The sequence below is a fragment of the Streptomyces sp. NPDC101166 genome, assembly GCF_044768125.1.
Lineage (GTDB): Bacteria > Actinomycetota > Actinomycetes > Streptomycetales > Streptomycetaceae > Streptomyces.
In genome coordinates this window covers 480,381-496,257 of sequence record NZ_JBIWPF010000002.1, presented here as the reverse complement: position 1 = coordinate 496,257, position 15,877 = coordinate 480,381, and the positions used below count along the sequence as shown (strand labels likewise).

The window sequence follows — 15,877 nt, the reverse complement described above, 5'->3', positions numbered from 1 at the left end:
ACGGCCCTCAGGCCTGCGCCTTCGCCGAAGCCGAGCCCCAAACCCCCGCCCGCGCCGCCTCCCCGGCGAACTCCGAGAAGTCCCGCGGCTCACGCCCGAGCACCCGCCGCACCCCGTCCGTCACATGCGCGTTGTGGCCGTCGAGCAGTCCCTCGAACAGCTCGACCAGGAAGTCGGCCTCCTCCGCGGGCAGCCCGAAACCGACCAGCCGCTCCCGGTACTCGCCCAGCGGCACCGCCCGGTACGTCAGTTCACGCCCGGCCGCGGCGCCGGCCTCCGCCACCGCCTCGCCCCACGTCAGCAGCCGGGGCCCGGTCACGTCGATGTCCTGCCCGATGAACCGCGCACCCGACGTCAGCGCGGCCACCACCACGTCCGCGATGTCCCGCACGTCGACGAACGGCTCCCGAAGCCCCTCACCGGCCGGGAACACCAGCTCCCCGCCCAGCCGCAACTCCTCCACCAGCGGCCCTTCGCTGAGGTTCTGTGCGAACCACGCGGCCTGTACGACGGTCCAGTCCGCCCCGGACTCCCGCAGCGCCTCCTCCGCCGGCCGCGCCCGCTCCTCACCCCGCGCCGACAGCAGCACCAGCCGCCGTACGCCGAGGCCGACCGCCTCCCGGGCGAGCGCGCCGACCGCCGCGGCCGCCTCCGGAGCGCATATGTCCGTCGGGTACGCCAGGTAGGCCGCGTCCGCGCCGCGCAGCGTGTCCGCCCACGTCGAAGGGGACCGCCAGTCGAAGCCCGTCGCCCGCGAGGCGGCCCGCACCGTGAGACCGGCCGCCTCGACGGCCCGCGCGACGCGCCCACCCGTACGACCGGTCGCCCCGGTCACCACCACCGTCATGTCCCGTGTCGAGTTCCGGACCGTCTCCTGCGTCGTGTTCTGTGTCATGCCGCAAGTCAACTGCCCTGCGCCGCAAGGGAACATCGCTGAACGGCTCGTTCCCATAAGCGCGCGTCTACGCTGGCCGCATGGACGCTCCCGCCCCCTCGAAGCCCCTCACCCGGGGAGACCCTCTGACAGGTCTGCTGGAAGGTCCGCGCGCGCGGGGCGCGTTCATGATCCGCGCGTGTTTCGACCCTCCGTGGGCGGTGCGTGTGCAGGACCGCGCCCCGCTGACGGTGATGCTGGTCGTCCGCGGCGACGCCTGGGTCGTGCCCGACGCCGGCGAGCCGGTCCGGCTGACCGCCGGAGAACTCGCCATCGCCCGCGGCCCCGGCGCGTACACCGGCGCCGACGACCCCGCCACCGCGCCCCAGGCCCTGATCCTGCCGGGCGGCGAGTGCGCCTACCCCGACGGCCGGTCCCTGAACGGCTCCATGGACCTCGGCGTACGGGCCTGGGGCGACCGCCTCGACGGCTCCACGGTGCTGCTGATCGGCACCTACACGATGGACGGCGAGATCAACGGCCGCCTGCTGGACGCGCTGCCCCCGCTGCTGTCCCTGACCGACGACGTGTGGCGGTGCCCGCTCACCCCGCTGCTCATGGAGGAGATCGCCCGCGACGAGCCGGGCCAGGAGGTCGTCCTCGACCGCATGCTCGACCTTCTGGTCATCGCCGCGCTGCGGGCCTGGTTCTCCCGTCCGGAGGCGGCGGCCCCCACCTGGTACCGGGCGTTGGGCGACCCGGTCGTCGGCCGCGTCCTGCGCCTCGTCCAGGACGACCCCGCCCACCCCTGGACGGTCGCCTCCCTCGCCGCCAAGGCGGGCGTCTCCCGGGCCGCTCTGGGCCGCCGCTTCACCGAACTCGTCGGCGAGCCACCGATGACCCACCTCACCGGCTACCGTCTCGCCCTCGCCGCCGACCTGCTGCGCGAGACCGACGACACGATCGCCGCGATCGCCCGGCAGGTCGGCTACGGCAGCGCGTTCGCCCTGTCCACCGCCTTCAAACGGGTCCACGGCCGGAGCCCGCAGGAGCACCGGACGAAGATCCCGTGAGGATGCCTCGCCCGCCCGGCACGGCCCCCGCCGCGTAACCTGGGCGTGTGTACCAGGAACGGCCCTCCCGGCTGGCCGGCGCGGTGGTGTGGACCGACACCCCGGCGGGCGCCGGTGCTCACCCGGTGCTGCCCGACGGCTGCATGGACCTGCTGTGGAACGAGGGCAGGCTGCTGGTGGCCGGTCCCGACACCCGGGCTCACCTCCCCGACGGACCGCCCGCTTCCTGGTCCGGCCTGCGCTTCTACCCGGGCGCCGCGCCCGCCCTGCTCGGCGTGCCGGCGCACGAACTGCGCGACCGGCGCGTGGACCTGGCCGAGCTGTGGCCGGCGGCAGAGGTGCGACGCCTGTGCGCCCGGGTCGCGGCCGCGCCCCACCCCGCGACGGCGCTGGAGGAACTCGCGCTGCGACGGGCCGCCCCGCCGGACCGTGAGTTGCGCCGCCTCGTCACCGCCCTCGCCGAGGGTCGCCCGGTGGCCGCCACCGCCGCTGAACTCGGTCTGACCGCGCGCCAGTTGCACCGACGCTCGTTGAACGCCTTCGGGTACGGCCCGAAGACACTGGCCCGAATCCTGCGCCTGCAGCGCGCTCTCGCCCTGGCCCGACGGGGAGTGCCGTACGCGGACACGGCGTCCCGCGCCGGCTACGCCGACCAGGCCCACCTCGCGCGTGACGTGAGGGAGTTGAGCGGTATGACGCTGACCGGCCTACTCCTGCGCGGCGAACAGGTCGACACCGTTTCCGTCGGGGTCGTGCACGATGGCGTACCGCTGGCCCCAGACCGCGTCCCACGGCTTCAGCCCGCCCGTGTACCCGGCACCGACCAGCTCCTCGTACACGGCGTCCACCTCGGCCGGCCCGTCGCACCGTAGGGCCAGCGAGTGCCGGCCTTCGCCGGCGGGGGCCCGCCAATCCGGCCGGAAGGACCGGACGACGGACTCGGTGTCGAGCATCAGCCGCAGCCCGCCGGGCAGTCGGGCCTCGACGTGCTGCTCATGTTCGGCCCCCTCCGGGAAGGCGAACCCGAGCCTGCGGTAGAAGGCGACGGAGGCGGCCATGTCGGAGACGACCAGGCCGACGGCATCGAATCGTGGAGTCATGCGCCCACCGTAGGCGGCCGATCGCGCCCCGGTCTTGAAGGAAACGGACATCGGCCGGGAGGCCGGGGTGACGGGCTGCGAGGGGCCCGGTCGGCGGCAGTGATCGACACCGACGACGCCGAACCCTCGTACCGACACCACCTCAAGCCGGCCGCCGCAGATCCTCCAGATACCGCAGGACGGCGGCGACCCGGCGGTCCACCTGGTCCGTCGGAGACAGATCGAGCTTCGCGAAGATGCTGCGGATGTGCTTGTGGACGGCGCCGTCGGTGACGACGAGTTTCCCGGCGATGGCGGAGTTGCCCAACCCCTCGGCCATCAGGGCGAGCACGTCCCGTTCGCGGGGGCTGAGCCGTTCCAGGCGGGTGTCCTGGCGGGAGCGGGTGAAGAGCTGGGCGACGACCTCCGGGTCGATGGCGGTGCCGCCGCCGGCCACGCGCCGTAGCGCGTCCAGGAACTCCTCGACCCGGCCGACCCGTTCCTTGAGCAGGTAGCCGAGGCCGTTCACCCCGCCGCCGAGCAACTCCGTGGCGAAGCTCTGCTCGACGTACGCGGACAGCACGAGCACGGCAAGGCCGGGCCGTCGACGCCGGGCCTCGACCGCGGCGACGATCCCCTCGTCGGTGTGGGTCGGCGGCATCCGGACGTCGAAGATGGCGACATCAGGTTTGTGCACGTCGATGGCGCCCAGCGCCTCGTCGGGGGTGTCCGCGGTGGCCACCACGTCGAGTCCCTCGGCGCGCAGCAGCAGGGCGAGCCCCTCACGCAGCAGGGGATCGTCCTCCGCTATCACAATCCGCATGTCAGGCTCCAAAGGGTCCGGATTCAACGGCGGTGGGCGAAGGCCCCGGGTCGGGCTCCGGTCGTCACGATCCACAGGGAAGGTCCACTGTCAGGAGGGTCGGGCCACCGGGCGGGCTGGTCAGGGTGAGGTCGCCGTCGTGCGCCGCGACGCGGCGACGGATGCCGGTGAGCCCGGAGCCGCCACTCTCCACCCCGGGGTCGGAAGCCCGGGAGTCACCCCCCGCGCCGCCCCTGCCGTCGTCCTCGACGGACAGCACGAGTCGGCCCCCGCGGCCGCGTGCCGTGACGACGGCGTGCCGGGCGCCGCTGTGCTTGGCGATGTTGGTCAGGGCCTCGGCGACCACGAAGTAGGCGGTCGCCTCGACGGAGGCGGCGCAGCGTTCGGGCACGTCCACGTCGATCCGGCAGGGCACCGCGCAGTTCGCGGCGAGACCGGAGAGCGCGCCCTCGAGGCCACGGTCGGCCAGCACCGGCGGAAGGATGCCGCGGGCGACGGCACGCAGCTCGGCCAGCGCCTCTTCGGCGGCCAACTGGGCACGTTCCAGGAGTTCGTCGGCGCCCGCCGGATCACGGGCCACCATGCGGCGGGACGCCCCGATCAGCACGGCGACGGAGACGAGCCGGTTCTGCGCACCGTCGTGCAACGAGCGTTCGATGCGGCGCAGTTCGGTGGCGTGGGCGTCCAGGGCGGCGGCACGCGTGGCGGTCAGCTCCGCGACGCGCAGGGAGAGATCGACACCGGGGTCGGCCGCCAGGAGACGCCGCCCGAGGCCCGCCTGGAGCCGGGCCATACCCGGCGTCAGTCCCAGGATGATGGCGATCCAGCCCACGCCCAGCAGCGTCACGGCGACGGCGTCCGGCCAGGTGTGTGCGTTTCCGATGCCCACGGAGGTGGCGGTCGCGCCCTCGGGCATGTACGTCCAGTACAGCAAGAAGGCGGTGTCCCGCACCGCGAGGACCGGCAGCAGGACGCCGAGCAGCCCGAGCAGCGCCCCCACGGTGGAGTGCCGGACCAGCCAGGCCAGTTCGCGGCACGTGGTGCGGTCGACGAGGGCAGCACGCAGCGATGTGGGCGGCGGCTCCGGGGCGGCGACCTCGGGGCCCCAGCGTGCGAGCCGGCCGCGCTCCCGGCCGGCCAGGGCGTGCAGGGTGCGCAGGAGCGCGGGTGCCATGAGCAGTCCGACGCCGATGACGCTCGTCGCGACGGTGAGAGTCAGCCACAGCAGCAACAGCATGGCGAGCAGCGCCGTGTTGAGCCCGGACGCCAGTTGGGCGATCGCCTCACCGGCGGCGCTCAGGCTCCGGAGCGCGATGGCCTTGAAGCTCTCGCGGCTCTCGCGTCGGTCCGCCGCTCCACTCGTGCCCACTGTCATGCGAACGACCCTATGTCGCGAGCGAGTTCACGTCATCCGAGCGGCGGGGCGGTACAGCCTGCTGTACCTCGAACCAGGCGGCCTGCGGGATCGGCCGCCACGGGTGCTGATCCATAGCGTCGGTGACGACAGCGGGGACGGCACACGGCCACCGCAGGACCACACAACAAGACCCCGGGAGCAGCCCCATGCGGCACACGACGACCCCCGATCCCGCCGACCGGCCCGACTCCGAGGACATCGCCCGCCCCCTGCTCTGGACGGCGGTGGTGGCAGGCGCGCTCGCCAACATGGCGGCCTCCTTCGGCGGCGCCGACACCTGGGTGCACCTGGTGTGCGGTGCGATCACCGTCCTGTGCGCGGGCACGCTCGCCGTACGGAACCTGCGAGGCCGACGATGAACGCCGCAGGCGCCCCCGCCATCGCCCTGGAGGGCGTCAGCAAGGCGTACCCGGGTGGTGTACGCGCCCTCGACGACGTGTCGTTGACCGTGGAGCGCGGCACCTTCCTCGCCGTCATGGGCCCCTCGGGCTCCGGCAAGAGCACACTGATGCACTGTGCCGCCGGCCTCGACTCCCCGACGTCGGGCAGCGTCCGCATCGACGGTCACGAGATCGCCGGACTGAAGGAATCCCGCCGTACCCGACTGCGTCGGGAACGCGTCGGGTTCGTGTTCCAGGCGTACAACCTGATCCCCTCGCTGTCCATCGAGGACAACATCACGCTGCCACTGAGGCTGGCGGGCCGTACCGCGGACCGCGACTGGCTGCGGACGCTGGTGGAGCGGGTGGCACTGGCCGACCGGCTGAGTCACCGCCCGGCGGAGCTGTCCGGCGGTCAGCAGCAACGGGCTGCCCTGGTGCGGGCGTTGGCCGCGAAACCCGCCGTCGTGTTCGCCGACGAACCGACCGGCGCGCTCGACCTGCGCAGCGCGCACGAGGTCCTCGACCTGCTGCGCGACCTCGTCGCCGACCTGCACCAGACGGTGGTGATGGTCACCCATGATCCGGCCGCCGCCGCCCGCGCGCACCAGGTGCTGGTGATGGCGGACGGCCGCGTGGTCGAGGCCGTCAAGGCGCCGACCGCTCCTGAACTGGCGAGCCGCCTGGTCGCGTTGGGAGAGGACTGAACCGTGTTCCGTCTCGCGATACAGATGGCCGGACACCGCGTCATCGCGCTGATCGCCGTGGCCTGCGCGGTCCTCGGCGGTGCGGCTCTGATCACCGCCACCGGCGTCCTGGCGGAGTCCGGTCTGCGCTCCCGTCTGCCCGCCGGCCGGCTGGCCGGTGCGTCCGTCGTGGTCGCGGCCGACCAGGAGTTCCACCCGGCCGGCGACCTGCCGCTCGCGCTTTCGGAACGCCGCCGGCTCCCGGCCCGACTCGTCGGCGAGCTCGGCCGGCTGCCCGGCGTGACCACGACAGTCGGCGACATCGGGTTCCCCGCCGCCCTCGTCGACACCCATGGGCAGGTCGTACCGTTCGAGGATCCCCGGGTGGCGGGGCACGGCTGGTCCTCGACGAAGCTGCTGGCGGACGCGCGGGTCACCGGCAGCGAGCCGAACGCCTCCGACGAGATCGCCGTGGACCGCGCCACCGCCGCCGCGGCGGGCATCGAGCCGGGCGACGAGGTCCAGGTCGTCGTCAACGCCCGCCCCGCCACGGGCTATCACGTCTCGGCCGTGGTCGACGCGCCTGGCGAGGGCGTCTACTTCGCGGACGCGACGGCCCTGCGACTCTCCGGCCGCTCGGACCGCGTCGACCTGGTGGGCCTGCGCACCACGCCCGGCGTCGAGGAGCGGGTGGCCGCCGAGATCCGTACGAAGGTGAAGGGCGCCGGGCTGCGCGTGCTCACCGGAGCGGAGCGGGGTGAGGCGGCCGTGCCCGGCGCCGGCGCCTCCCGCTCGCTGCTGGTGCTGCTCGCCGGTTCGCTGTCGGGGATCATCCTGCTGATCACCGGTTTCGTGATGGCGAGCGCGCTGGCCGTGTCGGTCGCCGGGCAGCGCCGCGACCTGGCGCTGATGCGGGCGGTCGGCGCCACCCCGAGACAGATCCGTCGGCTGGCCGCCGCGCAGTCCACCGCGGTCGCGGCGGTGGCCGTGGCACCCGGCGTGGGCCTCGGCTATCTGCTCGCCGGACTGTTCCGCGGCGTGCTCGCGGACCGCGGGGTCATACCGCCCGGACTTCCGCTCACCTTCAGCCCGTTGCCCGCCCTCGCAGCGTTCCTCCTGCTGCTCCTGGTTGTCCAGGCGGCGGCCCGCTGCTCGGCCTGGAGCACCTCGCGGATGCCGGCCACCGAGGCGGTCGCCGCGTCGCGCAGTGAACCGCGCGACCCGTCGCGGACCCGGACGTGGATCGGCGTGCTCGTCGTCCTCGCCGCCATGGTGATGTCGGTCCCGCCGCTCTTCCTGCGCACGGTCATCGGTGCCACGGCCACCCCGATCGCCGGCATCGTCGCGGCGATCGGCCTGGCCGTCGCAGGTCCGGCGCTGGTACGGGGCATCGGCGGCGCGGTGGCCCGGGCGACGCGCCGCAGCGGCTCCGCGCCGACCTGGCTGGCGATGGCCAACTTCCGCGCCTACGCCCTGCGCAACGCCGGGATCGTCTCCACCCTGGCCATGGCGGTCGTGTTCGTGCTGACGTACACCTTCACCCAGACCACCGTGCTGGCCGCCACCGGCCATGACACCCGTACCGGCACCCTGGCCCAACTTCGTTTGAGTGCACCAGGGTTGGGCGGTATTCCAGCCGACGTTCCCGCCGCCGTCCGGAAGACGGCCGGTGTGCGGGCCGCCGCCCCGGTCGGCACGACGACCGTGGTGTGGGAGTACACGCAGTTCGGCGACAAGGAGGCCGAGTCCGGTTCCGCGGCCGTCCTCACCCCGGAGGCGGCGGGCGTCCTCGACCTCGACGTGCAGGACGGCGGCCTGGACCGCCTGACCGGCGCGACCGTCGCCGTCAGCAGCGATGTCGCCCGCTCGCGCTCCGCGACGGCGGGCCGCCGGGTGAGCCTGGTTCTCGGTGACGGCGCGCGGGTCGACGCCGAGGTGGTCGCCGTGTACGGCCGGGGCCTCGGATTCGGCACGGTCGTGCTGTCCCACGACCTGGCCGCCGGACACACCACCACGGCACTCGACCAGTCCCTCCTGATCCGCACCGACGACACGGCGAAGGTCCGGCAGAGCCTGACGACTCTCGCTGCCTCCCGCCCCGGCCTGGCCCTCGCACCTGCCGACTCCCCTTCCGCCGGCGGCCTGAAGGACGTTCCGCCCGCGGTGTGGATCAATCTGGCCACCATCGTCGTGCTGCTCGGTTACCTCCTGCTGAGCATCGCCAACAAGCTGGTCGCGGCCACCGCCCAGCGCAGGGCCGAACTGGGCGCCCTCCGCCTCAACGGCACCACACCCCGCCAGATCCGCGCGATGATGCGCCGCGAGGCCGCGGTGACCGCCGCCACCGCGCTCACCACGGCCATGCTGCTCTCCGCGATTCCCCTGGCCCTCCTGGGCCAGGGCTTCCTCGGACGCCCCTGGCCCGCCGGCCCCACCTGGCTGTTGCCCGCCCTGGCCCTCACGGTCACCGCCACGGCCTACCTGACCATCGAACTTCCTACGCGCCAGGCCTTGCGCACGGCGCCCGCCGAAGCGATTCGGGTTCACTGAACCGCTCGGTCCGTCAGCCCGGGCCCGGCAGTATGCCGGGTCCGGGCTTTCGTCGTCCCCGGTATCCGCTCTTCGCCCGCGACCGGCTCCACCAGGCGGCAAGGTCACGACGTAGGGGGGCGGCCCGAGTCCCGTCGGTAGTGCCTGCGGTACTCGGAAACGGGCAGCACACGGGTTGGTGACGGACCCTGTGCGCACGGAAATCTGTGGGCATGACGCGACGCAAGGCAATGATCATCCCCTCCGTCCTCCTCTCGCTCAGCGCGTTGACGGTCGCCACGCCTGCCATGGGCGCCACGGCGCACGGTTCGCCGGCCCCGGCCTCGCAGGCATCCGCCTCCTGGCAGCGCGGCGAGAGCGTGGTGGCCGGCATCGACCGCAGCTCCCACCCCCTGCGGACCACGAACCCCACCGGCAGTCTGCGGGACCTCGACGCGCTGGGCCGCATGCTCAAGGGCGCCGAGGTGGTGGGACTGGGCGAGGCCACCCACGGTTCGCGGGACTTCTTCCGCATGAAGCACCGGGTCTTCCGCTATCTGGTCGAGGAGAAGGGCTTCAGGACCTTCAGCCTGGAACTCCCCTGGAGCAGCGGTGTGCGGATCGACGAGTACGTGGTGCGGGGCAGGGGCGACCTCAAGGACATCGCCCGAGACGAGTTCCAGGGTTCCTACCGGATCTGGAACAACCAGGACTACATCGACCTCATCACGTGGATGCGCGACTACAACCTCCACCACCCCGGCGACCCGGTCCGTTTCATGGGCAACGACATGGGCTACGCCGGCCCGGAACTGTACGCACGGGTCATCGACCACGTGTCCCGAACGTACCCGCACCTGCTGAAGCAGGTCACCGACTTGTACCGCGGCCTTCCCCCGGCCACCGACGCCGGCACCTTCGCCGAGGAGTACCTCGAGCTGTCGCTCGCCGAGCGCCAGGAGCGGGCGGAGCGGACCCGGAAGGTCTACGACCTCCTGCGCGCACAGCGCCCCGGCCCCGGCGACAAGCGGAACCACCTGTGGATGACGCAGCACGCCCTGGCCATCCACCAGATGGCCAGGGGCATGGCCTTCGACATCGGCGACGAGGACCAGATCGCCCTGATGATGAAGCTCCGCGACCAGGTGATGGCCGAGAACGTGCAGTGGTGGCGAAGGCACACCGGGGACAGCATTCTGCTGTCGGCCCACAACACCCACGTGTCCTACGACTCGTTCGACGCGCGGTACCCCAAGACCCAGGGCTCCTTCCTCCGCGACGCGCTGGGCAGCCGCTACACCAGCGTCGGCTTCTCGTTCTTCAAGGGTTCCTTCAAGGCGTTCGGCAGCGACGACAACGTGATACGCACCTACCACGTGGACGGCGCGAAGCCTGGCTCCAACGAACAGACCCTGGACAAGGCCCATGGGGACGACTACATCCTCGACATGCGCAGGGCCCCCGAGCCGGTGCGCGAGTGGCTGGACAAGGAGCGGGTCACCTGGAACATCGGCGCCGGATGGCCCGACCCCGTGGAGTACACGGCCGCACCCGGCAAGGCCCACGACATCCTCATCCACCTGCACGACATCCAGGCCACCACATATCTCGGCGCACCCTGACAGGGGCTGGTCAGACGCCCCTCCAAGCGTCGTGCGGCGTGTCGCGTCCGATACGGTCACCCCGTCCGGACGCGGGGCGCGCCCGTGCTCGAGCGTTCCACCAGCCGTGTCGACAGCTCCGTCCGCGTACCCTCCGGGCGGTCCCCGTCCATCATCCGCACCAGGAGCCGTAGCGCCGTCGCCGCCATCTCCGCGAGGGGCTGGCGGACGGTGGTCAGCGCCGGGGTGGTCCAGCGGGACTCGGGCAGATCGTCGAAACCGACCACGCTGATGTCGTCCGGAACCCTCAACGCCCTTTCGGACAACACCTCGTAGACGCCGAGGGCCTGTCGGTCGGAACAGGTGAAGACGGCCGTCGGCGGCTCCGGCAGATCGAGGAGGTCGCGCATGTGGCGGCGGGCGGCCGTCTCGTCGAAGCCGCCGTGGCGAACGTACTCGGGACGGTGGACGATCCCCGCCGACGCCAGCGCGGAGCGGTAGCCGGCGATCCGGGCGTTGCTGCTCATCCTGCGGCGCGGCCCGGCGATCACCGCGATCCGCTCGTGCCCGAGGGCCAGCAGGTGTTCGGTCGCCGTCACACCGCCCTGCCAGTTGGCCGCGCCCACCGACACCACGTCCGACGGCGGCTCCACCACCGGGTCGATCATCACGAACGGGATCCGGTGCTGCTCCAGCCAGGCGTACTGCGACTGCGTCAACTCGGCCAGGTTGAACAGGACTCCGGCCGACCCCCGGGCGGTGAGCTTGTCCAGCCAGCCGCGCTGCGGGCGACCCGCCCTGGTGCGGGACAGCGCCGCCGAGACGACCACGTCCAGGCCCGCGTCGTGCGCCGCCTCCTCCACCCCGTGCAGCACCGCGCCGGTCGAGGAGCTGTCCAGCGAGTGCACGACCAGGTCGACCAGCCGGGGCGGTTTCGTCGCGTCGAAACGCGGTCTGCGTACGTAGCCGAGCCGGTCCAGCGCCTCCGTGACCCGTCGGCGGGTCTCGGGAGCCACGTCCTCACGGCCGTTGACCACCTTGGAGGCCGTCGGCACGGACACCCCCGCCTCGCGGGCCACGACCGCCAGGGTCGGCCCGGCCGTCACGCTCGCACTGCCCGTGCGGACCATCGGGAACCACCTCTCCGGCCCCGCCCGTGGGCCAGCGAAAGTTCGACCACCGTCCTTTCGGAGCCAACCCCACGGCTCGCAGAAAGCGCTTGCTATCCTAGGTGTGCCTCAGCGCGGCGGGAAGACGCAGGTCCTGTGCATCGCGCACCACGGCCGACCGTCCACTGCCCAATGGCCGATTCTGATGACGCGCCCGGCGCGGCGGAGACGGTAGCTTCGGCCGCGTACCGATCCGGCGCGGGCAGTTCCGCCCGCGGGCCATGGCGCCACCACGGCCGGGGCGTCGCGCACCGACGACTGCCCGCCGTGCACGGGGCGTTGTGCGCCGAACGTCGCGCGCGGCCCAGGAAGTTCCGTTCGTCCAGCCGCACTTCACGAAGTGTCCGCAGGGAGACGGCACCCGCGAAAGCCCGCCGCGACACCACTACGACGAGCGCGTCAGCCGAACGTCAAGCGCCACCCTACGAATCGAAGAGGGAAACGCATGCGACTTCTGACCAGGACCATCGTCACTCTCACCGCCGTCGCGGGCATCGCGGCCGGGAGCCTCACCGGGGCGAGCGCCGGATTCGCGGCCACCGCGCCGGCCGCGCACCCCGCGGCGCCCCCTCGGGCCGCGGCCCCGTTCGCGACGGTCAACCTCGGCCTGAACGCCACCCAGGCGGGATACGTCCAGTGCTGGCTCAAGGCGAACTGGGGCTACACCGGGCGCATCGACGGCGAGTTGGGCACCAACAGCTGGAAGGCGTTCCAGCGCAACCTCAGGACCCACTGGGGCTACACCGGCGCCATCGACGGCGAAGTCGGCGGCGGCACGGTGAGCGCGCTCCAGCGCCTGCTGCGGAACTGGGGCTACACCGGAGCGATCGACGGAATCGCCGGCTCGGGAACGCAGGCCGCCTTCAAGCAGTTCGCCGGCGGCTGCGCCGGCTGGTGCTGACGCGGCCTCCGCGGAGCACGCGCCGAGGGCCGCGGGCCGGGGTGTTCCGGCGCGCGGCCCCGGCCGCCTCCGGCCGCTCGGGCGGCCGCGCCCGGTGACCGTACCGGCGTCGTGTCCGGGTCACGCCACGCGGGCCAGGTCGGTGTGCCGGACCTGGTGGGCCAGGGGCCTGCCCGCCGCGACCCGCTCCATCTCCTCGACGACGATGAGGCCGAGCCGCTCCAGCTCGTTGCCGAGGGAGCCCGCGATGTGCGGCGTGAGGAAGACGTTGGGCAGCCGGTAGAGGGGGGAGTCGGCGGGCAGCGGCTCGGGCTCGGTGACGTCGAGGACCGCGTGCAGCCGGCCGGAGACCAGCTCCTCGGTCAGCGCTGTGTGGTCGACCAGGGCCCCGCGCGAGGTGTTGATCAGCATGCCGCCGTCACGGATGAGGGCGAGCCGCTCCCGGTCGAGCATGTGACGGGTCTCGGGGATGTCGGGCGCGTGCAGGCTGACGATGTCGCTGTGCCGCAGCAGGTCCTCCAGCGGGAGCGGCCGCGCGCCCAGTGCGGCGGCCTCGGCGGCGTCGACGTAGGGGTCGTACAGCAGGATCTCGAAGTCGTACGGCCGCAGGAGTTCGAGCAGACGGCGGCCCACGCGGGACGCCCCGATCAGGCCGACGCGCCGGCCCAGGTTGCCGGTAGCGGCGGTCTCCGCGGGCGTGGGGTGGGCCTGGGTGAGCCGGAACCGCTCCCGGTGCGCGAAGGCGTCCTTCCCGGCCAGCAGGATCATCGCCAGCGTGTACTCGGCCACGGGGACGGCGTTGGCGGTGACCGCGCTGGAGACGGTCACGCCCTGACTCCACAGCGCCTCTCCGGCCAGGGGCCGCACCGAGCCGGCGGCGTGCAGGACGGTACGCAGGCCGGGCGCCGCCGTGAGCGCCTCCGCGTCGAGGCGGGGGCAGCCCCAGCCGGTGATCAGGACCTCGGCGTCCGCCAGCGCCGCGGCCGCGGCGGGGTCGGTGAGATCCCGGAAGTCCCGCACCACGAACCCCGGGTCGATGTCGGCGGTCCGCCGCAGCCGTGCGAGGAGCTGTGCGGGGAACAGCTGGGGGAGGTGCACCGGATCCATGGCGAACACGGCCCTGGGAAGCTGGGCGCTGGGCATGACTCTCCTGAGGTGCCTGGGAAGCGCTTTCTGAAAGCGCGATCTACGGTAGGTCCGGCCCGGAGCGAGGTCAATCGTCCCGAGCGGGCGTGCGCGACGGCGGGCCGCGGGGTTTGAGCGCCCCCGCGTACGCCGAACAGCCCTGTGGAAGGCCCGTGCGCCGGAACACCGGACGCGGCTGTGGTGCTCTGGTGGTACCGGCGGCGTCGGTCACCCGTCACCGCGCGGCGGTCACCGACCGCCGCCCGCCGGTGCGCGAGCGCGGCGCAGGGCCGCGGCCTGGAGGGCTGGTGGGCAGATGACGGCAGGCCGGAAGGACACCGTGGCCGGGGACCGGCCCGACCCCGTGGTCAGCACCCCCTACGGGGCGGTCCGCGGACGCCACGAATCAGGGGTCTGCGTGTTCAGGGGCATCCCCTACGCCGCACCCCCCTTCGGGCCCCGCCGGTTCCGGCCGCCCGTGCCGCCCGAGCCCTGGGACGGCGTGCGGGACGCGGGCGACTTCGGGCCGACGGCGCCGAAACCGCCGTACTCCGAGGCGTTCGCCCGGTACCTGTCCGACCCGGTCGTGCCCGGCGACGGATGCCTCAACCTCAACGTCTGGACCCCCGCACCGGGCGCGGCCGGCCGGCTGCCGGTGCTCGTGTGGCTGCACGGCGGCGGGCTGACCAGAGGGACCTCCGCCGTGCCGGTCTACGACGGACGGCACTTCGCCCGCGACGGAATCGTCTTCGTCTCGGTCAACTACCGCCTGGGCGTGGAGGGGTACGGACTGTTCCCCGACGCGCCTGCCAACCCGGGGCTGCGCGACCAGCTCGCCGCCCTGCGCTGGGTCCACGAGTCGATCGAGGGCTTCGGCGGCGACCCGGCGCGGATCACCCTGGCCGGGCAGTCGGCCGGGGCGATCAGCGTCGGCGCCCTGATCGCCGCCCCGCAGGCCCGGGGCCTGTTCCGGCGCGCCGTCCTGCAGAGCGGGCCGCCGGAAGCCCTGCCACGGGACAAGGTGCGGCGCATGGTCCGCCGGATGGCGAACCGGCTGCGCGTCCCCGCCACGGCCGAGGCCCTCGCCGCCGTCGACCGCGACGTGCTGCTGCGCACCCAGGCCGAGATCGGCAGGCTGAGCAGCCCCGTCCTCGGCGGCCCCGCCTTCGGCGTCGTCTTCGACGGCGACCTCGTCCCGCGCGACCCTCTCCAGGCCCTCGTCGACGGCGAAGCCGCACGCGGCGCCGACCTGCTCCTGGGCTGGACGAGCGAGGAGTACCGGCTCTGGCTGGTGCCCGGCGGCCTGCTGGACCGCATCGACCGGCTGGGCGCCGTCGGACTGGCCGGCGCCATGGCCCGCTGCCACTGCGGCCACGAGGTGCCGCGCGGCTACCGGGCGCTGCACCCCGAGGCCGGCGCCGCCGAGATCGTCGGACAGATGATCACCGACCACCTGCTGCGCCGGCCGCTCCAGCGCCTGGCCGACGCCCGGCCCGGCTCCGCGTACGTGTACGAGTTCGCCTGGCGGTCGGGGCGACCGCGGCTCGGCGCCTGCCATGCCCTGGAGCTGGGCTTCGTCTTCGGCACCGGGGACGTGCCCGACGCCGTCAAGCTCGCAGGCGAGGACGCGCCGCGTGAGCTGGCCGACGCCATGCACGGGGCGTGGGTGCGGTTCGCGACGACGGGTGACCCCGGCTGGGAGGCGTGGGGCCCCACGCACCCGGTGCGCGTGTTCGGCGACAGCGGCGCGGACGGCGCCGAGGCGAGCGCGTCCGTCGCGTACACCGCGTACGGGCCGCGCGACCGGGACCTCGCACTGTGGGGGAGGGACGAGGGGAACGCCACCGAGGCATCCGCTCTCCGCGGATCCGTTCCCGGCGACATCGCCGTACCTGGGGAGGGGATGCCGCTCGGCAGCGGTGAAGGCGTCATTTCGGTCTTCGACGAAGCCGCGGTCCCCGGAGAGCCTCGGGCCGACGACGTCCCGCCGGGCGCGGTGACCGCACGGCCCCCTCGCACGGCCGACCTCCGCTCGGCGGTCCGCCGGCTGCGCCGCGCCGGAGGCTCACGACGCCGCTGAGGCCTGCCGTCACCGGCACGCACACCTGGGCGACGCGTTCGGGGGGCGGCGCTCACCGCCCCGCAGTCGGCCCGCGCGCCGCCGTCAGCGCGTGCCTTCCCGCAGGGTGCGGGCGATCGAGGTGATCGCTTCCGGGCCGA

General features: G+C 73.4%; 13 protein-coding genes and 1 pseudogene. 8 read left to right on the top strand and 6 right to left on the bottom strand.

Annotated features, from left to right (window positions below):
* Positions 1-7 precede the first annotated feature (7 nt).
* On the bottom strand, positions 8-895 hold the full coding sequence (locus tag ACIRS4_RS06550) for an NmrA family transcriptional regulator (RefSeq protein WP_404190872.1): 888 nt from the start codon (positions 893-895) through the stop codon (positions 8-10).
* A gap of 80 nt (positions 896-975) precedes the next feature.
* On the opposite strand from ACIRS4_RS06550, the gene ACIRS4_RS06545 reads away from it, so the two are divergent.
* Positions 976-1,947 carry an AraC family transcriptional regulator gene (locus tag ACIRS4_RS06545; RefSeq protein ID WP_404190869.1) on the top strand — a complete coding sequence of 324 codons (972 nt, stop codon included), beginning with the start codon at positions 976-978 and terminating at the stop codon, positions 1,945-1,947.
* Between the two features lie 47 nt (positions 1,948-1,994).
* Positions 1,995-2,660 (top strand): annotated as a pseudogene (locus ACIRS4_RS06540) (helix-turn-helix domain-containing protein); the annotation flags it as partial.
* Here ACIRS4_RS06540 and ACIRS4_RS06535 read toward each other — a convergent pair.
* The 3 genes from ACIRS4_RS06535 to ACIRS4_RS06525 form a co-directional block, all read right to left on the bottom strand.
* Positions 2,655-3,098 carry a VOC family protein gene (locus ACIRS4_RS06535; protein ID WP_404190866.1) on the bottom strand — a complete coding sequence of 148 codons (444 nt, stop codon included), beginning with the start codon at positions 3,096-3,098 and terminating at the stop codon, positions 2,655-2,657. The pseudogene ACIRS4_RS06540 and the gene ACIRS4_RS06535 overlap by 6 nt on opposite strands.
* 91 nt (positions 3,099-3,189) lie before the next feature.
* Positions 3,190-3,849 (bottom strand): response regulator transcription factor, encoded by a 660-nt coding sequence (locus ACIRS4_RS06530; protein WP_404190864.1) that lies wholly within the window; start codon positions 3,847-3,849, stop codon positions 3,190-3,192.
* Positions 3,850-3,913: 64 nt separating this feature from the next.
* Positions 3,914-5,224 (bottom strand): sensor histidine kinase, encoded by a 1,311-nt coding sequence (locus tag ACIRS4_RS06525; protein ID WP_404190862.1) that lies wholly within the window; start codon positions 5,222-5,224, stop codon positions 3,914-3,916.
* 188 nt (positions 5,225-5,412) lie between these two features.
* Here ACIRS4_RS06525 and ACIRS4_RS06520 point away from each other — a divergent pair, with 188 nt between their 5' ends.
* The 4 genes from ACIRS4_RS06520 to ACIRS4_RS06505 all read left to right on the top strand — a co-directional run bounded on the left by ACIRS4_RS06520 (position 5,413) and on the right by ACIRS4_RS06505 (position 10,483).
* The gene (locus ACIRS4_RS06520; RefSeq protein WP_404190860.1) at positions 5,413-5,625 is read left to right on the top strand and encodes a hypothetical protein; all 213 of its coding nucleotides are present in this window, start codon (positions 5,413-5,415) and stop codon (positions 5,623-5,625) included.
* Positions 5,622-6,353 (top strand): ABC transporter ATP-binding protein, encoded by a 732-nt coding sequence (locus tag ACIRS4_RS06515; RefSeq protein ID WP_404190857.1) that lies wholly within the window; start codon positions 5,622-5,624, stop codon positions 6,351-6,353. Before ACIRS4_RS06520 ends, ACIRS4_RS06515 begins: the two co-directional genes overlap by 4 nt.
* A 3-nt stretch (positions 6,354-6,356) precedes the next feature.
* A complete protein-coding gene (locus ACIRS4_RS06510) occupies positions 6,357-8,882 on the top strand; it encodes an FtsX-like permease family protein (RefSeq protein WP_404190854.1) in 2,526 nt (841 codons plus the stop codon).
* 212 nt (positions 8,883-9,094) lie between these two features.
* The gene (locus ACIRS4_RS06505; RefSeq protein ID WP_404190851.1) at positions 9,095-10,483 is read left to right on the top strand and encodes an erythromycin esterase family protein; all 1,389 of its coding nucleotides are present in this window, start codon (positions 9,095-9,097) and stop codon (positions 10,481-10,483) included.
* A 56-nt stretch (positions 10,484-10,539) separates the two neighbouring features.
* Here the strand turns inward: ACIRS4_RS06505 and ACIRS4_RS06500 are convergent, their stop codons facing one another.
* Positions 10,540-11,592: a LacI family DNA-binding transcriptional regulator gene (locus ACIRS4_RS06500; RefSeq protein WP_404190848.1), complete on the bottom strand. Its 1,053-nt coding sequence runs from the start codon at positions 11,590-11,592 to the stop codon at positions 10,540-10,542.
* 484 nt (positions 11,593-12,076) lie between these two features.
* On the opposite strand from ACIRS4_RS06500, the gene ACIRS4_RS06495 reads away from it, so the two are divergent.
* Complete coding sequence (locus tag ACIRS4_RS06495; protein WP_404190846.1) at positions 12,077-12,532, top strand: peptidoglycan-binding protein; 456 nt, start codon at positions 12,077-12,079, stop codon at positions 12,530-12,532.
* Between the two features lie 120 nt (positions 12,533-12,652).
* Here ACIRS4_RS06495 and ACIRS4_RS06490 read toward each other — a convergent pair whose 3' ends face one another.
* Positions 12,653-13,675, bottom strand: a complete 1,023-nt coding sequence (locus ACIRS4_RS06490; protein ID WP_404190843.1) for a hydroxyacid dehydrogenase — start codon at positions 13,673-13,675, stop codon at positions 12,653-12,655.
* Positions 13,676-13,973: 298 nt separating this feature from the next.
* On the opposite strand from ACIRS4_RS06490, the gene ACIRS4_RS06485 reads away from it, so the two are divergent.
* Positions 13,974-15,737, top strand: coding sequence for a carboxylesterase/lipase family protein (locus ACIRS4_RS06485; RefSeq protein WP_404190840.1), 1,764 nt, complete (start codon positions 13,974-13,976; stop codon positions 15,735-15,737).
* Positions 15,738-15,877 lie beyond the last annotated feature (140 nt).

What these genes read in the sequence shown, in the direction of transcription:
- ACIRS4_RS06550 (WP_404190872.1), bottom strand. Translation starts at nt 895, where the DNA reads ATGACACAGAACACGACGCAGGAGACGGTCCGGAACTCGACACGGGAC.
- ACIRS4_RS06545 (WP_404190869.1), top strand. Translation starts at nt 976, where the DNA reads ATGGACGCTCCCGCCCCCTCGAAGCCCCTCACCCGGGGAGACCCTCTG.
- ACIRS4_RS06535 (WP_404190866.1), bottom strand. Translation starts at nt 3,098, where the DNA reads ATGTCCGTTTCCTTCAAGACCGGGGCGCGATCGGCCGCCTACGGTGGG.
- ACIRS4_RS06530 (WP_404190864.1), bottom strand. Translation starts at nt 3,849, where the DNA reads ATGCGGATTGTGATAGCGGAGGACGATCCCCTGCTGCGTGAGGGGCTC.
- ACIRS4_RS06525 (WP_404190862.1), bottom strand. Translation starts at nt 5,224, where the DNA reads ATGACAGTGGGCACGAGTGGAGCGGCGGACCGACGCGAGAGCCGCGAG.
- ACIRS4_RS06520 (WP_404190860.1), top strand. Translation starts at nt 5,413, where the DNA reads ATGCGGCACACGACGACCCCCGATCCCGCCGACCGGCCCGACTCCGAG.
- ACIRS4_RS06515 (WP_404190857.1), top strand. Translation starts at nt 5,622, where the DNA reads ATGAACGCCGCAGGCGCCCCCGCCATCGCCCTGGAGGGCGTCAGCAAG.
- ACIRS4_RS06505 (WP_404190851.1), top strand. Translation starts at nt 9,095, where the DNA reads ATGACGCGACGCAAGGCAATGATCATCCCCTCCGTCCTCCTCTCGCTC.
- ACIRS4_RS06500 (WP_404190848.1), bottom strand. Translation starts at nt 11,592, where the DNA reads ATGGTCCGCACGGGCAGTGCGAGCGTGACGGCCGGGCCGACCCTGGCG.
- ACIRS4_RS06495 (WP_404190846.1), top strand. Translation starts at nt 12,077, where the DNA reads ATGCGACTTCTGACCAGGACCATCGTCACTCTCACCGCCGTCGCGGGC.
- ACIRS4_RS06490 (WP_404190843.1), bottom strand. Translation starts at nt 13,675, where the DNA reads ATGCCCAGCGCCCAGCTTCCCAGGGCCGTGTTCGCCATGGATCCGGTG.
- ACIRS4_RS06485 (WP_404190840.1), top strand. Translation starts at nt 13,974, where the DNA reads ATGACGGCAGGCCGGAAGGACACCGTGGCCGGGGACCGGCCCGACCCC.